The sequence below is a fragment of the Rhizobium sp. BIGb0125 genome (assembly GCF_024810055.1).
In the GTDB taxonomy this organism is placed as follows: Bacteria; Pseudomonadota; Alphaproteobacteria; order Rhizobiales; family Rhizobiaceae; genus Agrobacterium.
In genome coordinates this window covers 72,521-89,605 of record NZ_JANUDV010000002.1, presented here as the reverse complement: position 1 = coordinate 89,605, position 17,085 = coordinate 72,521, and the positions used below count along the sequence as shown (strand labels likewise).

Annotated in this window: 15 protein-coding genes; 10 read left to right on the top strand and 5 right to left on the bottom strand. The window is 55.4% G+C overall.

All coding sequences use genetic code 11. The features are described from left to right. Positions 1-63 precede the first annotated feature (63 nt). Positions 64-954 (bottom strand): DMT family transporter, encoded by an 891-nt coding sequence (locus M2418_RS04475; RefSeq protein ID WP_259144990.1) that lies wholly within the window; start codon positions 952-954, stop codon positions 64-66. Between the two features lie 146 nt (positions 955-1,100). Then, positions 1,101-2,090, bottom strand: a complete 990-nt coding sequence (gene moaA / locus M2418_RS04470; protein ID WP_259145885.1) for a GTP 3',8-cyclase MoaA — start codon at positions 2,088-2,090, stop codon at positions 1,101-1,103. A 210-nt stretch (positions 2,091-2,300) separates the two neighbouring features. On the opposite strand from moaA, the gene M2418_RS04465 reads away from it, so the two are divergent. The 3 genes from M2418_RS04465 (at position 2,301) to M2418_RS04455 (ending at position 5,281) form a co-directional block, all read left to right on the top strand. Next, the gene (locus M2418_RS04465; protein WP_192487689.1) at positions 2,301-2,669 is read left to right on the top strand and encodes a gamma-butyrobetaine hydroxylase-like domain-containing protein; all 369 of its coding nucleotides are present in this window, start codon (positions 2,301-2,303) and stop codon (positions 2,667-2,669) included. 123 nt (positions 2,670-2,792) lie between these two features. Further along, complete coding sequence (locus M2418_RS04460; RefSeq protein ID WP_259144988.1) at positions 2,793-4,607, top strand: monovalent cation:proton antiporter-2 (CPA2) family protein; 1,815 nt, start codon at positions 2,793-2,795, stop codon at positions 4,605-4,607. A 65-nt stretch (positions 4,608-4,672) separates the two neighbouring features. Then, positions 4,673-5,281 carry a pyridoxamine 5'-phosphate oxidase family protein gene (locus tag M2418_RS04455; protein ID WP_259144987.1) on the top strand — a complete coding sequence of 203 codons (609 nt, stop codon included), beginning with the start codon at positions 4,673-4,675 and terminating at the stop codon, positions 5,279-5,281. Positions 5,282-5,400: 119 nt separating this feature from the next. On the opposite strand, the gene M2418_RS04450 is transcribed toward M2418_RS04455, so the two are convergent. Both M2418_RS04450 and fumC read right to left on the bottom strand, forming a co-directional pair. Continuing rightward, the gene (locus M2418_RS04450) at positions 5,401-6,468 is read right to left on the bottom strand and encodes a GGDEF domain-containing protein (RefSeq protein ID WP_250982692.1); all 1,068 of its coding nucleotides are present in this window, start codon (positions 6,466-6,468) and stop codon (positions 5,401-5,403) included. A gap of 337 nt (positions 6,469-6,805) precedes the next feature. After that, positions 6,806-8,197: a class II fumarate hydratase gene (gene fumC / locus M2418_RS04445; protein WP_259144985.1), complete on the bottom strand. Its 1,392-nt coding sequence runs from the start codon at positions 8,195-8,197 to the stop codon at positions 6,806-6,808. A gap of 481 nt (positions 8,198-8,678) precedes the next feature. Between fumC and M2418_RS04440 the strand changes: the two genes are divergently transcribed. The 3 genes from M2418_RS04440 (at position 8,679) to M2418_RS04430 (ending at position 11,794) form a co-directional block, all read left to right on the top strand. After that, on the top strand, positions 8,679-10,547 hold the full coding sequence (locus M2418_RS04440) for a murein L,D-transpeptidase (protein WP_259145884.1): 1,869 nt from the start codon (positions 8,679-8,681) through the stop codon (positions 10,545-10,547). 131 nt (positions 10,548-10,678) lie between these two features. Then, positions 10,679-10,972, top strand: coding sequence for a transposase (locus M2418_RS04435; protein ID WP_259144984.1), 294 nt, complete (start codon positions 10,679-10,681; stop codon positions 10,970-10,972). A 54-nt stretch (positions 10,973-11,026) separates the two neighbouring features. After that, positions 11,027-11,794 carry a hypothetical protein gene (locus tag M2418_RS04430; protein ID WP_259144983.1) on the top strand — a complete coding sequence of 256 codons (768 nt, stop codon included), beginning with the start codon at positions 11,027-11,029 and terminating at the stop codon, positions 11,792-11,794. Between the two features lie 45 nt (positions 11,795-11,839). Here M2418_RS04430 and M2418_RS04425 read toward each other — a convergent pair whose 3' ends face one another. Further along, the gene (locus M2418_RS04425; RefSeq protein WP_259144982.1) at positions 11,840-12,529 is read right to left on the bottom strand and encodes an HAD family hydrolase; all 690 of its coding nucleotides are present in this window, start codon (positions 12,527-12,529) and stop codon (positions 11,840-11,842) included. 184 nt (positions 12,530-12,713) lie between these two features. On the opposite strand from M2418_RS04425, the gene rpiA reads away from it, so the two are divergent. The 4 genes from rpiA (at position 12,714) to M2418_RS04405 (ending at position 17,057) form a co-directional block, all read left to right on the top strand. After that, complete coding sequence (gene rpiA / locus M2418_RS04420) at positions 12,714-13,412, top strand: ribose-5-phosphate isomerase RpiA (RefSeq protein WP_192487695.1); 699 nt, start codon at positions 12,714-12,716, stop codon at positions 13,410-13,412. A 16-nt stretch (positions 13,413-13,428) separates the two neighbouring features. Then, positions 13,429-13,989, top strand: a complete 561-nt coding sequence (locus M2418_RS04415; protein WP_192487696.1) for a DUF2059 domain-containing protein — start codon at positions 13,429-13,431, stop codon at positions 13,987-13,989. Between the two features lie 136 nt (positions 13,990-14,125). Further along, entirely contained in the window at positions 14,126-15,514 is a 1,389-nt protein-coding gene (gene gor / locus M2418_RS04410; protein ID WP_259144979.1) for a glutathione-disulfide reductase, read from the top strand. 166 nt (positions 15,515-15,680) lie between these two features. Then, positions 15,681-17,057: a class II 3-deoxy-7-phosphoheptulonate synthase gene (locus M2418_RS04405; protein ID WP_192487698.1), complete on the top strand. Its 1,377-nt coding sequence runs from the start codon at positions 15,681-15,683 to the stop codon at positions 17,055-17,057. Positions 17,058-17,085: the final 28 nt, after the last annotated feature.

Below are 17,085 nucleotides of genomic sequence, written 5' to 3'. Positions count from 1 at the left end.
CGTCACCGCCCTTAACGATTGCGGATAGGGCTGGTTTGCGTCATTCCGGCAGGACGGGGATTTTCAGGAATCCTTGGCCGATTTCATCAGATAGCGTCGCCTCTCGCGATAGAACGTGTAAATGCCAGATGCAATGACAATCGCTGCACCGATCAAGGTCCAGATGTCGGGTTTTTCCTGAAAAACCAGAATGCCAATCATCAGCGCCCACAAAAGGCTGGTGTAGCGGAACGGCGCGACGAAGGAGATTTCGCCTGAGCGCATGGCGAAGATCACCGTCTGGTAGCCGGAGAGCACCAGGATGGACGCGACGGCAAGATGGCCGATGACACTCCATTCCATCGGCTGCCAGCCACCCATCGGTACGATCAGCAATGCGCCAAACGCCGTATTGGCAGTTGCGGTAAACATGCTGATGGTCAGCGACGGTACATCGGCATACATGCGCCGCGTCACCAGATCACGACAGGCCGTGACGAACACGGATGCAATTGCCAGCAATGCACCGGTGGTAAAACCTTCCGACCCCGGCCGAATGATGATCAATACACCGGCAAAACCGATACCAATCGCCACCCAGCGCCGCCAGCCCACCGGCTCGCCCAGAAAAAGTGCAGCCCCCAGCGTCACCACCAGTGGCAAGGACTGCATGATTGAGGAAATGCTGGCAAATTCCACTTGGCCGAGTGCGGTCAGAAACAGGACCGTGGCGGTAATCTCACTAACTGTCCGCAACAGCACTAGTGGTCGAAACAGTGTTTTGATGGGCCTCAGGGCGCCAAAATATTTGGCGAGCGCGATAATCATCACTGTGGTCATCACGCCGCGTACGAACATGATCTGGCCGGTATTCATGAATGGGGTGACGGATTTCACCAATGCATCGTTGATGGTGAAGCTGGCCATGGCAAGTGCCATGAACATCGCGCCTCGGGTATTTTCCGTCATTGCCATTACAGTAGAGCCTCTCCCGCCCGAATCCCCTCGGACACGGGCCAGTAGTAGCCAATCGATCATGGCTGTGCGAGGTCAGCGAGGCGGGAAAACGTCTGGTTGTGGTGACGAATTAAATAAGCAATATACAATGCGCGAGCAACGGCTCAGCCGCCGGTAACACTCATGTGGCGGGCGACAGCTGGGCGCTTGTGTTTGCGGTCAATGATGAAGTCATGCCCCTTCGGTTTGCGCAGGATTGCCTCGTCAATGGCATTGGACAGCAGGCCATCATCCTCGCTGGCGCGAAGTGCGGTGCGCAGGTCTGCGGCATCGTTCTGGCCAAGGCACATGTAAAGTGTGCCGGTGCAGGTCAGACGCACGCGGTTGCAGCTTTCACAGAAATTATGGGTCAGCGGCGTGATGAACCCCAGACGGCCGCCTGTCTCTGTAACCTTGAAATACCGGGCAGGGCCGCCGGTCTTGTAGGGAATGTCCGATAGCGTGAACTGTTCTTCCAGCTGCGTGCGCAGTTGCGACAGCGGCAGATAACGGTCGGTGCGATCTTCCTCGATCTCACCCATCGGCATGGTTTCAATGACGGTGAGGTCCATGCCGCGTCCATGCGCAAAACGCATCATCTCGGGAATTTCAAACTCGTTGAAATCCTTCAGCGCAACCGCATTGAGCTTGATCTGCAGGCCAGCCTTCTGGGCGGCATCAATGCCTTCCATGACCTTGGAGAAATCACCCCAGCGCGTGATCTGCTTGAACTTGACCGGGTCCAGCGTATCAAGCGACACATTGATGCGGCGCACGCCACAGTCGTAAAGTTCTTCGGCATTGCGTGCCAACTGCGACCCATTGGTGGTCAGCGTCAGCTCGTCAAGCGTGCCGGCATAGACATGGCGGCCGAGATTGCGCACCAATTCCATGATGTTCTTGCGCACCAGCGGTTCGCCGCCGGTCAGGCGCAGCTTACGCACACCCTTTTGAATGAAGGCGGAACAGAGCCGGTTCAGCTCCTCCAGCGTCAACAGGTCTTTCTTGGGCAGGAAGGTCATGTGTTCCGACATGCAATAGGTGCAGCGGAAATCGCAGCGATCTGTCACCGACACACGCAAATAGGTGACCGCACGCCCAAAGGGATCGATCATGGGTTCTGAATTTGGTGTCAGGGCTTCGGTTTTTCCGACCGGTCCCAAAAAGCTGTTCAACGTGCCAACTCCTGCTTCGAACACATGTTCAATGTGATACTGTTTCAGGCCAAGCCAAGGTGTTCGTTGCGCGTGTTTTATCTAGAGACTTGCTTATAACGAAACAAGACCATAACTGTGAAACACTACAAGACATTAGGGAAATGAACAATGAGTGATCCTTGGCCCACCGAATTGAAGGTCTCACAGGATCGCCATCTGCTGTCTGTTACCTTCGATGACGGTGCGCAGTATAAAATCCCGGCGGAAGTGATGCGGGTTCTGTCGCCTTCGGCAGAAGTGCAGGGGCATGGCCCCGGGCAGAAGGTAACTGTGCCTGGCAAACGCAATGTTGCCATCCGCAACATGGTCGCCGCTGGAAACTACGCTGTTCGCGTCGTTTTTGACGATGGTCATGACAGCGGTATCTTTACGTGGAAATATCTGCTGGAACTCGGTCGTGATGGCGACAAGCTGTTCGCGGCTTACGAGGCTGAATTGGCAGAAAAAGGGCTGAGCCGCGAGCCGCGCCGCCGTTAAGGCTGCAGGTGGCAAACGGCAGATACTGATTATTCCTTTCATACGAGGGCGCTTGAACCGACCGGTTCTGATCAGAAGCGCTCCAGACGTCATTTATACATATACGCACAGGTGAGGTGAACTTTGGCGGTTGAAGCAAACGGCAATGATTTGTTGCAGGTGGTGGTGCTGTTGAGCGCAGGCGTCGTTGCCGCCCCGTTGTTCAAAAAAATCGGTTTGGGCTCCGTGCTTGGTTATCTGGCCGCCGGTCTTGTCGTTGGTCCCTTTGGGTTTGGGTTCTTTTCGGATTCGCAGGCCATCCTGCATATCGCCGAACTTGGCGTCGTAATGTTCCTGTTCGTCATCGGGCTTGAAATGCAGCCGTCGCGGCTGTGGTCGATGCGCAAGGACATTTTTGGTCTCGGGGCATTTCAGGTGCTGGCCTGTATGGCCGGCCTGACGGTCATTGGCGTCAGCCTTGGTTATCCCGCCATTCCGTCTTTCGTAGCCGGGACCGGCTTCGTGCTGACCTCGACTGCCATTGTGATGCAGATGCTGCAGGAACGCGGCAGCATGTCGACGCTGAAAGGCCAGCGCATCATCTCCATCCTTCTGTTTGAAGATCTGGCGATTGTGCCACTTTTGGCGCTGGTGGTATTTCTCGGCAGCGGCGGCGAAGAAGTCACCGCATCGCAGAGATGGCTGTCGATTGGAATTGGCCTTGCAGCCATCGCAGCGTTGATTGTTGCCGGTCGTTATCTGCTCAATCCGTTTTTCCGCCTACTCGCCGCCTCCGGTGCACGGGAAGTCATGACTGCCGCTGCCCTTCTGGTGGTGCTGGGATCTGCTTTGTTGATGCAGATGAGCGGGCTTTCCATGGCCATGGGTGCATTTCTGGCCGGTGTGCTGCTGTCGGAATCGTCATTCCGCCACCAGCTGGAGGCCGATATCGAACCCTTCCGTGGTATCCTGCTTGGCCTGTTTTTCCTTGCCGTCGGAATGGCAATTGACCTGACCGTCATTGCCCAGAATTGGAAGATCGTCGTTGCCAGCGTGATCGGCTACATGGTGCTGAAGTCTGTCATCATCTACGGCGTGGCGCGTATTCTCGGCACCTGCAAACGTGAAAGCCTCGAGCGTGCGGTGCTGATGGCGCAGGGCGGCGAATTTGCCTTTGTGCTCTACGCCGCCGCTATTGCGGCCGGCATCTTCAACCGTGAAGAAAATGCGCTGTTGACCGCAACCATCATCATTTCGATGATTCTGACACCGCTGATGGTGATCTTGCATGATCGTCTGGTTCCTGCTGCCGTGCCAGATACCCATGATCTGGACCTGCCGGAAAATGTCGAAGGCACGGTGTTGTTGATCGGTTTTGGCCGTTTTGGCCAGATTGTCAGCCAGCCCTTGCTGGCGCGCGGTTACACGCTGTCGCTGATTGACCGTGATCCGGAATTTATCCGGGAAGCAGCGGAGTTCGGTTTCAAGGTCTATTACGGCGATGGTTCACGCTCTGAAATCCTGCATGCTGGCGGTGCTGCCACCGCCAAGGCTGTACTGATCTGCGTGGACGACAAGGAAGCGGCCATCCGCATTGCCGAGATCGTCAAGCACGAATTCCCGCTGGTGCCGGTGCTGGCGCGCGCCTTTGACCGCGCCCACGCTATCGATCTGTTGAATGCCGGTGTTGATTACCAGATCCGCGAGACACTGGAATCGGCACTGAACTTCAGTGAAGAAGTGCTGAACGTGCTTGGTGAAGACATGGAGGTCGCAGCGCGGCTGGTCGAGGAATTCCGCGATGTTGACCAGGAACGCTTCGCGCTTGAAGTTGTCGGCGGCATCTACGCTGGCCGCTCGCTGGTGCGTGGCAATGCCCAGCCGGCTGACCTTGTTGCGGCAAGAACGGCGAAGAAACGTGCGCAGCAGGAAAGCGCCAGTGCAGAGGCGAGGGGATGACGGTTTACCGTCATTCTCCTGTCATGTGACGGTGCTTTCACACATGCATGAACAGGTGAGGACAGATGAGTATCATACAGTCGGTTGAAGAATTGCAGGCCATTTACAATGGCGTTTCAGAAGCGTCGGTCGCCAAGGTCACGGAACGATTGACCGCCGAATACCGGCTGATGATCGAAAACTCGCCCTTTGTCGCCTTGGCAACTGTTGGCCCTGAGGGCATGGACTGTTCGCCGCGTGGCGACCGTGGCGGTGTCGTGCGCGTTGCCGATGACAAGACGGTGCTGTTGCCCGACTGGCGCGGTAACAACCGCATCGATTCCCTTCTCAATGTGGTTCGTGACCCGCGCGTCGCGCTGATGTTCCTGATCCCCGGCTCCAACACCACAATGCGCATCAATGGCCACGGACAGGTGTCGATTGATCCGGCTTTGCTGGAAAGCTTCGTGATGGATGGCAAACATCCACGCACCGTTTTGGTCGTGAGCATTGATGAGGTGTATTTCCAGTGCGCCAGAGCCTTGATGCGATCGGAGTTGTGGAACCCGGAGCACTTTGTGGATCCGGCGACACTGCCGACACCCGGTACCTTGCTGAAGGCTGCCAAGGCAGACTTTGACAAGGACACCTATGACAGCACATGGGCTGCTCGTGCGGCCGTCACCATGTGGTGATGCGCCGTTTGCGGCGGACAGGACAACAGCCTGATCAATAAGACGACGACCAATAAAAAAGAGCCTGTCATGCTTGGGACATGACAGGCTCTTTTCATTCTGGTTGTTGGCGCTGGTTACTACTTGTAGATCAACCAGTTCTTGCCAACGTAATTCTTCTGCATTCCTTCTTCAAAGAAAACGCTGCGGTTACGGCCGGTTTCCTTGGCATGGTAAAGTGCGGTGTCAGACTGTGCGTAAAGCTCGCCAGGACCAGAGGCTTGTGACCCCATGGCGTAACCGATCGAGATATTCACAGGGCCGTAATCCGTGCCCGAGCGCGAGTTGCGGAACGGTGTATTTTCCAGCGACAAGCGAATGCGTTCGCAGATCGTCATCACTTCATCGACATTGTTGCCTTCAAGGATGATTGCGAATTCTTCACCGCCGGTGCGGGCCACAAACACGTCCTTGCGAACGTTGGAGCGGATAAGATTGCCGACGGTCGCGAGAATCTTGTCGCCAACCGGATGGCCATAGGTATCGTTGATGCGCTTGAAGTGATCGATGTCGAGCAACACGAGCGATGTCAGATGAAGGCCAATGGAACTGTCGAACAGGGAAGACAGCTTTTCATCAAAAGCGCGGCGGTTGGAAAGACGGGTCAGCGAATCCGTATTGGCGATACGCTTGTATTCGTCCAGTTCCTGACGAACCTGGTTCATCTCTTCGGAATGGCGGCTGACGCTCTGTGCAGTCTTTTCACCATGGGCTGCGGTATTGCCGGTTGCATCCTGCAATACTTTGATCACGCTGCCGACAATATTGTTGCTGGTGATATTCTTGTTGGAAATACGCGCAACAGTTTCGACCAGCAGCTTGCTGTAGTTTTCCATTGAATTCTGTTCATGCTGCAAAAGCGAGAGCAGGGATTCCAGCTCAGAGCGAACCTTGTCATGCGCAGTTTCAATGATACGGCCGTGATTATGGTCAAAATATTGGTCGCCCAGCGCGTCGAGTTCCTCCTGCGTCGCCTTGCTGCCAAGGGCAGCCAGCTCGCGGGTGAGGGCAGGATTAGAGCCAATATAGGCTTCATAAAATAGACTGTAATTGCGGGGTATAGGCGCCACGCCCATGCTGCGCATGGCATAGGTAATCTGACCGGCAATATCAGGAACCTGCGCCTTGGGCGTGGTTACTGTGCTCATCAAAGTCTCCAAATAATTCTAGGCTTAAATCATGCTAAATATTAGCACCCAATTTCTTTTGGAATATTTAATTTTGGTGATGTGTTCTATTATTTCGAAAATGATGAAGTAAGTATAGTCGCAATTTAAGTTGCTGTTTTTATATTGCTTTTGAGGTCATCAACCGAAGATTGTTTTTGCTTTAGCGTTTTGCTTGTATAATTTTTTGCCATTGATTTTTCTTGGGTTAGTTTTGGGCATCAATGGTTTTTGCAATAACGCTAATACGTTGGCGAAAATTGCCAAATAAAAAACGGCCCCGTTTCCGGAGCCGTTCGATGTATATCTTTCAATCGACTTACTTCGGGCCGATCATCTCTTCTGGACGAACATACTGATCAAACTCTTCGTTGGTCAGGTAACCGCCGCCGACAGCCTCTTCACGCAGCGTCGTGCCGTTCTTGTGTGCGGTCTTGGCAATCTTGGCGCAGGCGTCGTAGCCAAGCTTGCTGTTGAGAGCAGTGACCAGCATCAGGGAGTTTTCAACGCCCTTACGGATGTTGTCTTCGCGCGCTTCGATGCCAACAACGCAGTTGTCGGTGAAGGACACGGCCGCGTCACCCAGAAGCTGGACGGACTGAAGGAAGTTGTAAGCCATCATCGGGTTGTAGACGTTCAACTCAAAGTGGCCCTGGCTGCCTGCGAACGTAATGGCGGCCTGGTTGCCGAAGATATGCGCGCAAACCTGCGTCAATGCTTCAGACTGTGTCGGGTTGACCTTGCCTGGCATGATCGACGAGCCTGGCTCGTTTTCTGGCAGCGACAGTTCGCCAAGGCCGGCGCGTGGGCCAGAACCGAGGAAACGGATGTCATTGGCAATCTTGAACAGGGCAGCAGCGGCAGCATTGATGGCGCCGTGCGAGAAGACCATGGAGTCGTGCGCTGCAAGAGCTTCGAACTTGTTCGGGGCGGTGACGAAGTCGAGACCGGTGATGGAGGCGATTTCTTCGGCAACCTTTTCAGCGAAGCCGACCGGTGCGTTGAGACCGGTGCCGACGGCGGTGCCGCCCTGTGCCAGTTCGCAAAGGCCGGGCAGGGTCAGTTCAATGCGCTTGATGGCGGAAGCAACCTGTGCGGCGTAACCGGAAAATTCCTGGCCAAGCGTCAGCGGGGTGGCGTCCTGAGTGTGCGTGCGGCCAATCTTGATGATGTGGGCGAAATCCTTCGCCTTCTTGTCCAGCGCTGCATGCAGGTGCTTGAGGCTTGGCAGAAGGTGGTGAACGATCTCTTCGGCGCAGGCAATGTGCATGGCCGTCGGGTAGGTGTCGTTGGACGACTGGCTCATATTGACGTGATCGTTCGGGTGAACAGGCTTCTTGGAGCCCATCTCGCCGCCCAGCATTTCGATGGCGCGGTTGGAGATCACTTCATTGGCATTCATGTTGGACTGGGTGCCGGAACCGGTCTGCCAGACAACGAGCGGGAAGTGGTCGTTCAGCTTGCCGTCGATAACTTCCTGCGCTGCCTTGACGATGGTGTCGCCAACCGAGCTGTCCAGGCGGCCAAGTGTCATGTTGGCGCGGGCGGCGGCCTGCTTGACGATGCCCAGTGCACGAACAACCGAAAGTGGCTGCTTTTCCCAGCCAATCTTGAAGTTTCCAAGCGAACGCTGTGCCTGTGCGCCCCAATATCTGTCGCTTGCGACGTCGATCGGGCCAAATGTATCGGTTTCCGTGCGGGTGGCTGTCATCGGTCCTGCCTCTTAATGCTCAAATCCTCCGGCAAAACGGCACTTTTGCACGCCTTGCGCGCGCAGACATATAGAGCCATCCGCCCAGCATGGAAAGCCCATATGACCCTATCTTGAGTGTAACAATGGGGTTTGTCGAAAATCGAATATTCCGCGCCGTGGCATATCCGTCACATGGCGAATTTGCGTAAAAATCGCAGCAGTGCTGAGTTCATGATGTTTGTTATTTTATGTATAAGCCATCAAAAATAAAGGAAAATTTAACCATTTAATCCAACCCTGCATGGAGTGCTGACGATGGTGCTTCCGTAACGGAAAGTTGAGGTGCTCGATGCCCCGCACTGTCGTCCGTTTTCTTTTCAAAAAACCGGTAATCGGTTAGACAGTCATTAAATAAATACAGGCGGAATCAGCTGCATTCCCGCCTTATGGTGTGAGGACGAAATTGCATACAGGATCTGGAAAAACATCGGCTGCGTTCATGCTGGCAGCCGGGCTTGCGTTCTCGGTAGCCATGCCTTCATCTGCTGGTGCTGTCACGTTGCTTGATCTCTTGCGCGGTGGTCCGGGCAAGCAGGGCGCACGCGAGCAGCAAGCGCTGCCCGGTGTTGTTACAGGCAACGGAAGCAGTGCCCGTGTCGCAAATGATGCTGACCCTGAGCCGCTGCCGCGTATCGCTGGTCCGCGTTATTACACCTATAAGGCTGACGCGACCCAGACGGTGAAAACCACCGGTTTCGGCCCGGCCGACAATGAGGCGCGTTTCCTTGATAATGCCAAGGTCAGCGCACCGGTTGATGTCGCCAAGGCGCTGGAAGCCTATTACGGTGCTGGCGGCAAAACGCTGTGGGTCACCAATGGCGAAGTCAATGAAAAGGCCAATGCCGTTCTCGAATTCTTCGCAGGCGTTTCGGCAAGCGGTCTTGATCCGGCCGACTACATCATTTCCGTTCCCGCCAGCGACGTTACCGCCAGCATCAGCGAAACACCGGCAACTGCGCCAGAAGAGCCTGTCCAGCAGCAGGTGAGCAGCACAAACGACGCTTACCAGCGCGCCTTGATGCAGTTTGAACTGTCGCTGTCGGCAAAGGTCCTGACCTATGTGCAGGACAATATGCGTGGCCGCATTGATCCAAATAAACTGTCCGGCTACCATGATTTCAAGCGCAAAACCGTCAATCTGGCGCCGGTTCTGAAGCTGTCGCGTCTCAGCACCGACATCACGGCCTATCTGCGCAGCCGCGAACGATCAAACCCGGAATACCTGTCGCTGAAGGCGGAACTGGCTGCACTGCGCGAGCAAGACGGCAACGAGCATGAGCGTATCGTTCTCTCCGACAACCTGCTGCTCAAGCCCGGCAACACCAATGCCGAGCTCGCCAGTGTCGTGAAGGCAATCCAGCACCGTTCGTCGGAAACCCTGAAACAGCAGCATTCCGAAACCTTCACCACCTACCAGCAGACCCCGGAATACACGCCGGAACTGGTGGAACTGGTCAAGGCCTTCCAGGGCGAACATGGCCTGAAGGCTGACGGCGTTATCGGCCGTGCAACGGTTCGCGCCATGATTGGCGACAGCAACGAAGCCAAGATCAACAAGGTCGTGGTGGCAATGGAGCAGGTGCGTTGGCTGCCAGCAGACCTCGGCCAGCGTTACGTCTTCATCAACCAGCCTGCCTTCATGGCCTATTACCACAATGAAGGTAAGGAAGAGTTCGGCATGAAGGTGGTTGTTGGCTCCAAGGCCAACCAGACCTATTTCTTCCAGGACCAGATCCAGACGGTAGAATTCAACCCTTATTGGGGCGTTCCGCAGTCGATCATCGTCAACGAAATGCTGCCGAAGCTGCGCAATGACCCATCCTACCTGGACCGTCTCGGTTATCAGGTTGAGGTGGGCGGCAAGCCGGTTTCGTCTTCCAGCGTCAACTGGTACGGCTCGACCAATGCCATTGCAGTTCGCCAGCCGCCAAGCAGTGACAATGCGTTGGGTGACCTGAAGATCCTGTTCCCGAATGCCCATGCGATCTACATGCATGATACGCCGGCCAAGAGCTTCTTCTCGCGCGACATGCGTGCGCTGAGCCACGGCTGTATTCGTCTGGTTGATCCGCGTCGCATGGCTGCGGCCGTGATGGGTGTTGGCATCAGCGAGATCGACCAGCAGATCGCATCCGGCAAGAATCGTGCGGTTCAGGTGCCGGTTAAAATTCCTGTTTACGTCTCCTACTTCACCGCATGGCCGAACAAGGATGGCAAGGTCGAGTTCTTCGACGACGTCTATGACCGTGACAGCTACGTCATGAAGGCTTTCGGCGTAACCAGCAAGGCACGCGGATCGTCGGTCTGAGGCGACATCACCCAAAAACAAAAGCGCCCGAAAGGGCGCTTTTTTTATGCGATAAATTCTAAGGCCTGCTGACAAGGTGGATTCCAAAATCAGTAGAAAGATGATTCAAGGCTGCCTTTTCGGAGGCGATTTTGGCGCGGGGCGATTTGAACGACGAGGAGTGGCTAATCGTCGAACGGTTTTTACCGACAGAACGTGGCCGCAAGTCGCGGCCATCACTTGATAATCGGCGCTTTTTGAATGGAATGCTGTATGTCCTGCGGATCGGTTGCCCGTGGCGCGACATGCATGAGCGTTACGGCAATTTCCGCCCGCTATGGCAAGACCCGCACATCCTATCTGGCATTTCTGACGATCGCTTCACTGAAGATATGGCTGACATATATCAGCGGACGAGGCGCAGATTTGGACAGTTTTTTGGTTGACGGCCAACGTAAGGTTGATCTTGATCCACATCTCCTCTGGTTACAGGGAATCATATGTTAAAGAGCGTATTCACAATTCTGGTTGCCATAATTTTATTGACGTGTGTTCCCTACGCGTCCGCAGAGGCGAAACGCCGCGACATCGGTGCAATGCCGGACGCGTTCGAGCGCTTGCTGCCCAGTTCCGTCTTCAGCTTGGGGATGTCTGCGCCAGATTTGGAAAGGGTGATAGCGTCGCGCTATCCCGATTGGAAGCGTTCTGATCGGCAGCGTGCGATGAACAACCGCAAAGATGTGACCCTAACGCCTGCCGCACGATCTCCATATCTGCAGACGATTTCCATTTCTTTTGAAGACAAAAATCTCGGCTTGATGCGAGAATATGGCTTCGTCTTGACATCTCCCCTTAGTGGCAGCCGAGTCTACTCGATAGTTTATGTAGTCCAATCACACACCGGGCAGCTGATTTCGGTCGGGGACTGGAAAGACGAATTGCATTCGCGGTGGGGGAGAGAGCAAGGCGGCATGCAGTCCGAAACTCGCGCCCGCGCGACGTATTTCCTCAATGCCGAATGGCAATTGGTCGAAAACGGTGGAGAGAAGTGCGCTCCTATCTACCCTGCTCTGGTCCGCCTTGACGAGAAGCCGCTTGAGGCAGTGGTTGATGCTTCAAATCTAATCAAGACTACGGGCTGCGCGTTCAGCCGCGACAACTTCGTCGGGATGGCGAATGGCGCGCTCACCAAATCAACCTTCTACACAGTTGATATTCAGCGCTCCGTCGCTGACGTTGCCAAGCGCGTGATTTTCGGAATCCGCTGACGATTCATCCAGACTTTGTCAACAGAACCTAAGGTCTGGCTGAGGTCAGGCCGCCTTTGCGCGGTCGGAAATCAACTGTAGCAACAGTTCCGGTGTCAGTTCGTCAAACGAGCTGATCACGTAGGATGGGTCCAGCTGTTCAACCGGTATGTCGGTGTAACCGAAGGTCACGCCGATGGAAGGAACGCCAGCGTTTTTGGCGGCCATGATATCGTTGACGCTGTCACCGATCATGACGCAATTGTCCAGACGACCCTTGGCAAGTTCCACGGTGCCGATGATATGGGCGGCATCGGGCTTGCGCACCGCAAAGGTGTCACCGCAGGTGATGGTCGGGAAATACTGGGTCAGATTCAACTGTTCCAGCAGTGGCAGTGTCAGCACGGCCGTTTTGTTGGTGCAGACGGCGAGCTCGAAACCGGCGTCGTTAAGACGCAGCAGCGCCTCGATAATGCCGGGGTAGGGTTTGCTGTCACCGGGAATGTTCTGCTTGTAATAATCGATGAAGCGCAAAAACAGCTCTTCCAGCCGTTCGTCGGACAGCGGCTGTTCGCGCAGCGCATAGGCGCGCTTGATCATGGTTTTAGCGCCCTGGCCAACAAGATGCATGAGATCTTCGTAGGTCACAGGGGCAAGATTGTCTTCGGCGATTGTGCTGTTGAGGCTGGTGACGAGATCGGGTGCAGTATCGATCAGGGTTCCGTCGAGGTCGAAAATGGCAAGTGGCGCAGTCAAAGGCGTTCTCTATGGCTTGGATTGAATGTCATGGGGCTCACAATTCTGTGCGGCAGCCTAAGCAATGCCATGGGCATTTGCAATAAACTGCTGTCATCCGTGGTCTGTTCGCGCATAAGGGCTTTCGTTTGGCAAGCGAGGCGTGTAAACAGCACGCGAAGAAAACGACTGGAGATTTTGGCATATGGATGCCCGCCAGATGAAGATTAAAGCCGCCGAGGCTGCCTTGTCCTATGTTGAGGATGGTATGCGGCTCGGTATTGGCACTGGTTCGACAGCCGAAGAATTTGTCCGTTTGCTGGCCGAAAAGGTCGCAGGCGGTTTGAAAGTGCAGGGGGTCCCAACCTCCGAGCGGACCGCGCGTCTGTGTGTAGAACTTGGCATTCCATTGAAATCGCTTGAAGAATTGCCGCAGCTTGATCTGACCATTGATGGTGCGGATGAGGTGGATGGCAACCTTAGCCTGATCAAGGGCGGCGGCGGCGCATTGCTGCGTGAAAAGATCGTTGCAGCGGCATCGTCGCGCATGATCGTCATTGCTGACGAAAGCAAGGTTGTCGAAACGCTTGGCGCATTCCCGTTGCCAATCGAGATCAATGCCTTTGGACTTGCCTCTACACGTATTGCGATTGAGGCACTGGCATCGCGCCTCGGTCTGACGGGCGAGCTGAAATTGCGTGGAACAGAGGATGGTCCGTTCACGACTGACGGCGGCCACCTTATTTTTGACGCATCATTTGGGCGTATTCCTGATTCAGAAACGCTGGCGAACCAACTCAATGCGATTCCCGGTGTTGTGGAACACGGACTTTTCATCAATATGGCGTCGCTTGCCATTATTGCCGGCCCTGGCGGGGCACGTGCAATGCAAGCAAGAATATAACAGGAGCAAATATTTCATGATCAGAATAGCGGGACTGGGCCGCGCTGCCGCTGCTTCGATCCTTTTTTCAGGTCTCGTTTTCGGCTCTGCCGTACGGGCGCAGGAAATTTCGGAAGAGCACATCACTGCGGCTAAGCAAGCCATTGCAACGCTTGGCGTTACCGAGCGCTTCGATGCCATTCTGCCGGGCCTTGCCGAGCGTTTGAAGGCTCAGCTCATCCAGGCTTCGCCAAATGTTCAGGACGCGATTAGCCAGACGGTTGATGAAACTGCGCTGGCGCTGGCGCCACGTCGTGCCGACCTCGAGCGTGAAGCTGCTGCGACCTACGCAAAGACCTTCTCGATTGACGAGTTGAAGGCTATCAGCGCGTTCTACAACAGCGAAGCTGGCAAGAAGCTCCTGAAAGACGGACCGATTGCAACACGCGAACTGTTGAAGGCTGCCGATATCTGGGCATCCGGCATCAACCGCGATCTCAGCGAAAAGAGCATGGCTGAACTTCAGAAGGTTGCCGGTGCCGATCTCGCACCACTGCCAGCCGAAGGCGCTGCCCCGGCTGAAGCACCGAAGCCTTGATCTTCAGTTTTTCGTGAATTCATTAGCCCGGCCTCATGGCCGGGCTTTTCATTTGGTGTGTTGAATACCTATATCAGCAGCACACAGACGCAAGGATACCGGGGCCGTTTATCGGGTATCTTCACAGGGGTATATTATGACAGCTTATGACTATGACCTTTTCGTTATCGGTGGTGGTTCCGGTGGCGTGCGCAGCGCGCGCGTAGCCTCTTCGCTTGGTAAACGTGTCGCTATTGCCGAAGAATATCGTTACGGCGGAACCTGCGTCATCAGAGGCTGTGTTCCCAAGAAGCTGTTTGTTTATGCCTCGCAATTCCCTGAGCATTTTGAAGATGCCGCCGGTTTCGGCTGGACTGTCGGCGAACGTAGCTTTGACTGGAAAAAGCTCGTTGCCGCCAAGGATCAGGAAATCACTCGTCTGGAAGGCCTGTATCGCAAGGGTCTGGAAAACGCCAAGGCTGACATTTACGACAGCCGTGCCGAGCTGGTGGATGCCCATACCGTCAAGCTGGTGAAGACCGGTCAGACCTTCACGGCTGAACGCATTGTCATTGCCGTGGGTGGTACGCCCAATGAGCACAAGGCGCTCAAAGGCCATGAGCTGACGATTTCCTCCAACGAGGCTTTTGATCTTGAAACGCTGCCGCGTTCCATCCTGATTGCAGGTGGCGGTTACATTGCTGTTGAATTTGCCAACATCTTCCACGGTCTTGGTGTGGAAACGACGCTGATCTATCGCGGCAAGGAAATCCTGTCGCGCTTCGATCTCGACATGCGCCGTGGCCTGCATGAGGCAATGGAAGCCAAGGGCATCCGCATCATTTGCTCTGACGTTATCGAGGAAGTCTCCAAGGCACCGGACGGTGGTCTTGTGGCCCGCACCCTCAACAACGGCACGCTGTCGGTCGATACCGTCATGCTGGCACTGGGACGTGACCCCAACACCAAGGGTCTTGGCCTTGAAGCGGCAGGCGTGGCGCTGGACAAGCGCGGTGCGATTGTCGTGGACGAATATTCGCGTACCAACGTGCCAAGCATCTTTGCACTTGGTGACGTCACCGACCGGGTGCAGCTGACGCCAGTGGCTATTCATGAAGCGATGTGCTTCATCGAAACCGAGTTCAAGAACAATCCGACCAAGCCGGATCATGACCTCATTGCCACCGCCGTGTTCTCGCAGCCGGAAATCGGTACGGTTGGTCTTTCGGAAGAAGAGGCGGCCTCTCGCTATCAGGAGCTGGAAGTCTACCGCGCGCAGTTCCGCCCGATGAAGGCCACACTGTCCGGTCGCTCCGAGAAGACGATCATGAAGCTGATCGTCAATGCTGAAGACCGCAAGGTTGTTGGCGTTCACATTCTTGGCCATGAAGCTGGTGAAATGGCGCAGCTGCTTGGCATCACCCTCAAGGCCGGTTGCACGAAGGATGACTTCGACAACACCATGGCGGTGCATCCAACTGCGGCCGAAGAGCTGGTGACGATGTATTCACCGAGCTACAGGATCCGAAACGGCGAACGCGTCTGAATTCGGTTTTTCTGATATAATCGATTTACGGCCCCATCCGGGGCCGAAATGGTACTGATTGATGCAATGGCGACCTATGCAAGGGCGTCCGACAGGTTTATAAGCCGCCTCTATTTTGGCGAGGACGGCTTCCCGCATTGTGCGGGAAAGGAAACAGGTGAGTAAAATGGCACAGAATTGGAACCCGGCGAGCTGGCGACACAAGCCTATACAGCAGGTGCCTGATTATCCGGATCAGGACGCATTGCATGCAACCGAAGCCAAACTCGCAAAGTATCCGCCACTCGTTTTTGCTGGTGAAGCACGCCGTTTGACGCGCTCGCTGGCCAATGTTGCCAATGGCGACGGCTTCCTGCTTCAGGGCGGTGACTGTGCGGAAAGCTTTGCCGAGCACGGCGCTGATACCATCCGCGACTTCTTCCGCGCCTTCTTGCAGATGGCCGTTGTGCTGACCTATGGCGCGCAGCTGCCTGTCGTAAAGGTTGGCCGTATTGCCGGTCAGTTTGCCAAGCCACGCTCATCGAATGTCGAAGTGCTGGATGGCGTGACGCTGCCAAGCTACCGCGGTGACATCATCAACGGTATCGAATTCAACGAAGAGTCCCGCGTTCCGGACCCTGAGCGTCAGGTCATGGCATACCGCCAGTCGGCTGCAACGCTCAACCTGCTGCGCGCCTTCGCCATGGGTGGTTATGCCAACCTGGAAAACGTGCATCAGTGGATGCTCGGCTTCATCAAGGATAGCCCGCAGGGCGACCGTTACCGCAAGCTGGCGGATCGTATCTCTGAAACCATGGACTTCATGAAGGCCATCGGCATTTCGGCAGAAAACAATCCAAGCCTGCGCGAAACAGATTTCTTCACCAGCCACGAAGCTCTGCTTCTCGGTTACGAAGAAGCGCTGACACGTGTCGATTCCACATCGGGCGACTGGTATGCAACATCCGGTCACATGATCTGGATTGGCGACCGTACGCGCCAGCCGGACCATGCGCATGTTGAATACTGCCGTGGCATCAAGAACCCGATCGGCTTGAAGTGCGGTCCGTCCATGACGGCAGACGGCCTTCTGGAACTGATCGACATTCTGAACCCTGCCAACGAAGCCGGTCGCCTGACGCTGATCTGCCGCTTCGGTTACGACAAGGTTGCCGACCATCTGCCGCGCCTCATCCGCGCCGTAGAGCGGGAAGGGCGCAAGGTTGTATGGTCATGCGATCCGATGCATGGCAACACGATCACGCTCAACAGCTACAAGACGCGTCCATTCGAGCGTGTTCTGTCGGAAGTGGAAAGCTTCTTCCAGATCCACCGCGCAGAAGGCACGCATCCGGGCGGCATCCACGTTGAAATGACCGGCAATGACGTAACGGAATGCACAGGCGGCGCACGTGCCGTAACGGCAGACTCGCTGTCTGACCGTTACCACACCCATTGCGACCCGCGCCTGAACGCAGACCAGGCCCTGGAACTGGCTTTCCTTCTTGCCGAGCGCATGAAGGGTGGCCGCGACGAAAAGCGTCTCGCTGTCGCAAACGCCTGATCTGGACTGTAAGGTCTGACATAAAGAA

Bases quoted from the DNA above. Each gene is read 5' to 3' on its own strand.
- M2418_RS04475 (WP_259144990.1), bottom strand. From the start codon at position 954: ATGGCAATGACGGAAAATACCCGAGGCGCGATGTTCATGGCACTTGCC.
- moaA (WP_259145885.1), bottom strand. From the start codon at position 2,090: ATGATCGATCCCTTTGGGCGTGCGGTCACCTATTTGCGTGTGTCGGTG.
- M2418_RS04465 (WP_192487689.1), top strand. From the start codon at position 2,301: ATGAGTGATCCTTGGCCCACCGAATTGAAGGTCTCACAGGATCGCCAT.
- M2418_RS04455 (WP_259144987.1), top strand. From the start codon at position 4,673: ATGAGTATCATACAGTCGGTTGAAGAATTGCAGGCCATTTACAATGGC.
- M2418_RS04450 (WP_250982692.1), bottom strand. From the start codon at position 6,468: ATGAGCACAGTAACCACGCCCAAGGCGCAGGTTCCTGATATTGCCGGT.
- fumC (WP_259144985.1), bottom strand. From the start codon at position 8,197: ATGACAGCCACCCGCACGGAAACCGATACATTTGGCCCGATCGACGTC.
- M2418_RS04440 (WP_259145884.1), top strand. From the start codon at position 8,679: ATGCTGGCAGCCGGGCTTGCGTTCTCGGTAGCCATGCCTTCATCTGCT.
- M2418_RS04430 (WP_259144983.1), top strand. From the start codon at position 11,027: ATGTTAAAGAGCGTATTCACAATTCTGGTTGCCATAATTTTATTGACG.
- rpiA (WP_192487695.1), top strand. From the start codon at position 12,714: ATGGATGCCCGCCAGATGAAGATTAAAGCCGCCGAGGCTGCCTTGTCC.
- M2418_RS04415 (WP_192487696.1), top strand. From the start codon at position 13,429: ATGATCAGAATAGCGGGACTGGGCCGCGCTGCCGCTGCTTCGATCCTT.
- gor (WP_259144979.1), top strand. From the start codon at position 14,126: ATGACAGCTTATGACTATGACCTTTTCGTTATCGGTGGTGGTTCCGGT.
- M2418_RS04405 (WP_192487698.1), top strand. From the start codon at position 15,681: ATGGCACAGAATTGGAACCCGGCGAGCTGGCGACACAAGCCTATACAG.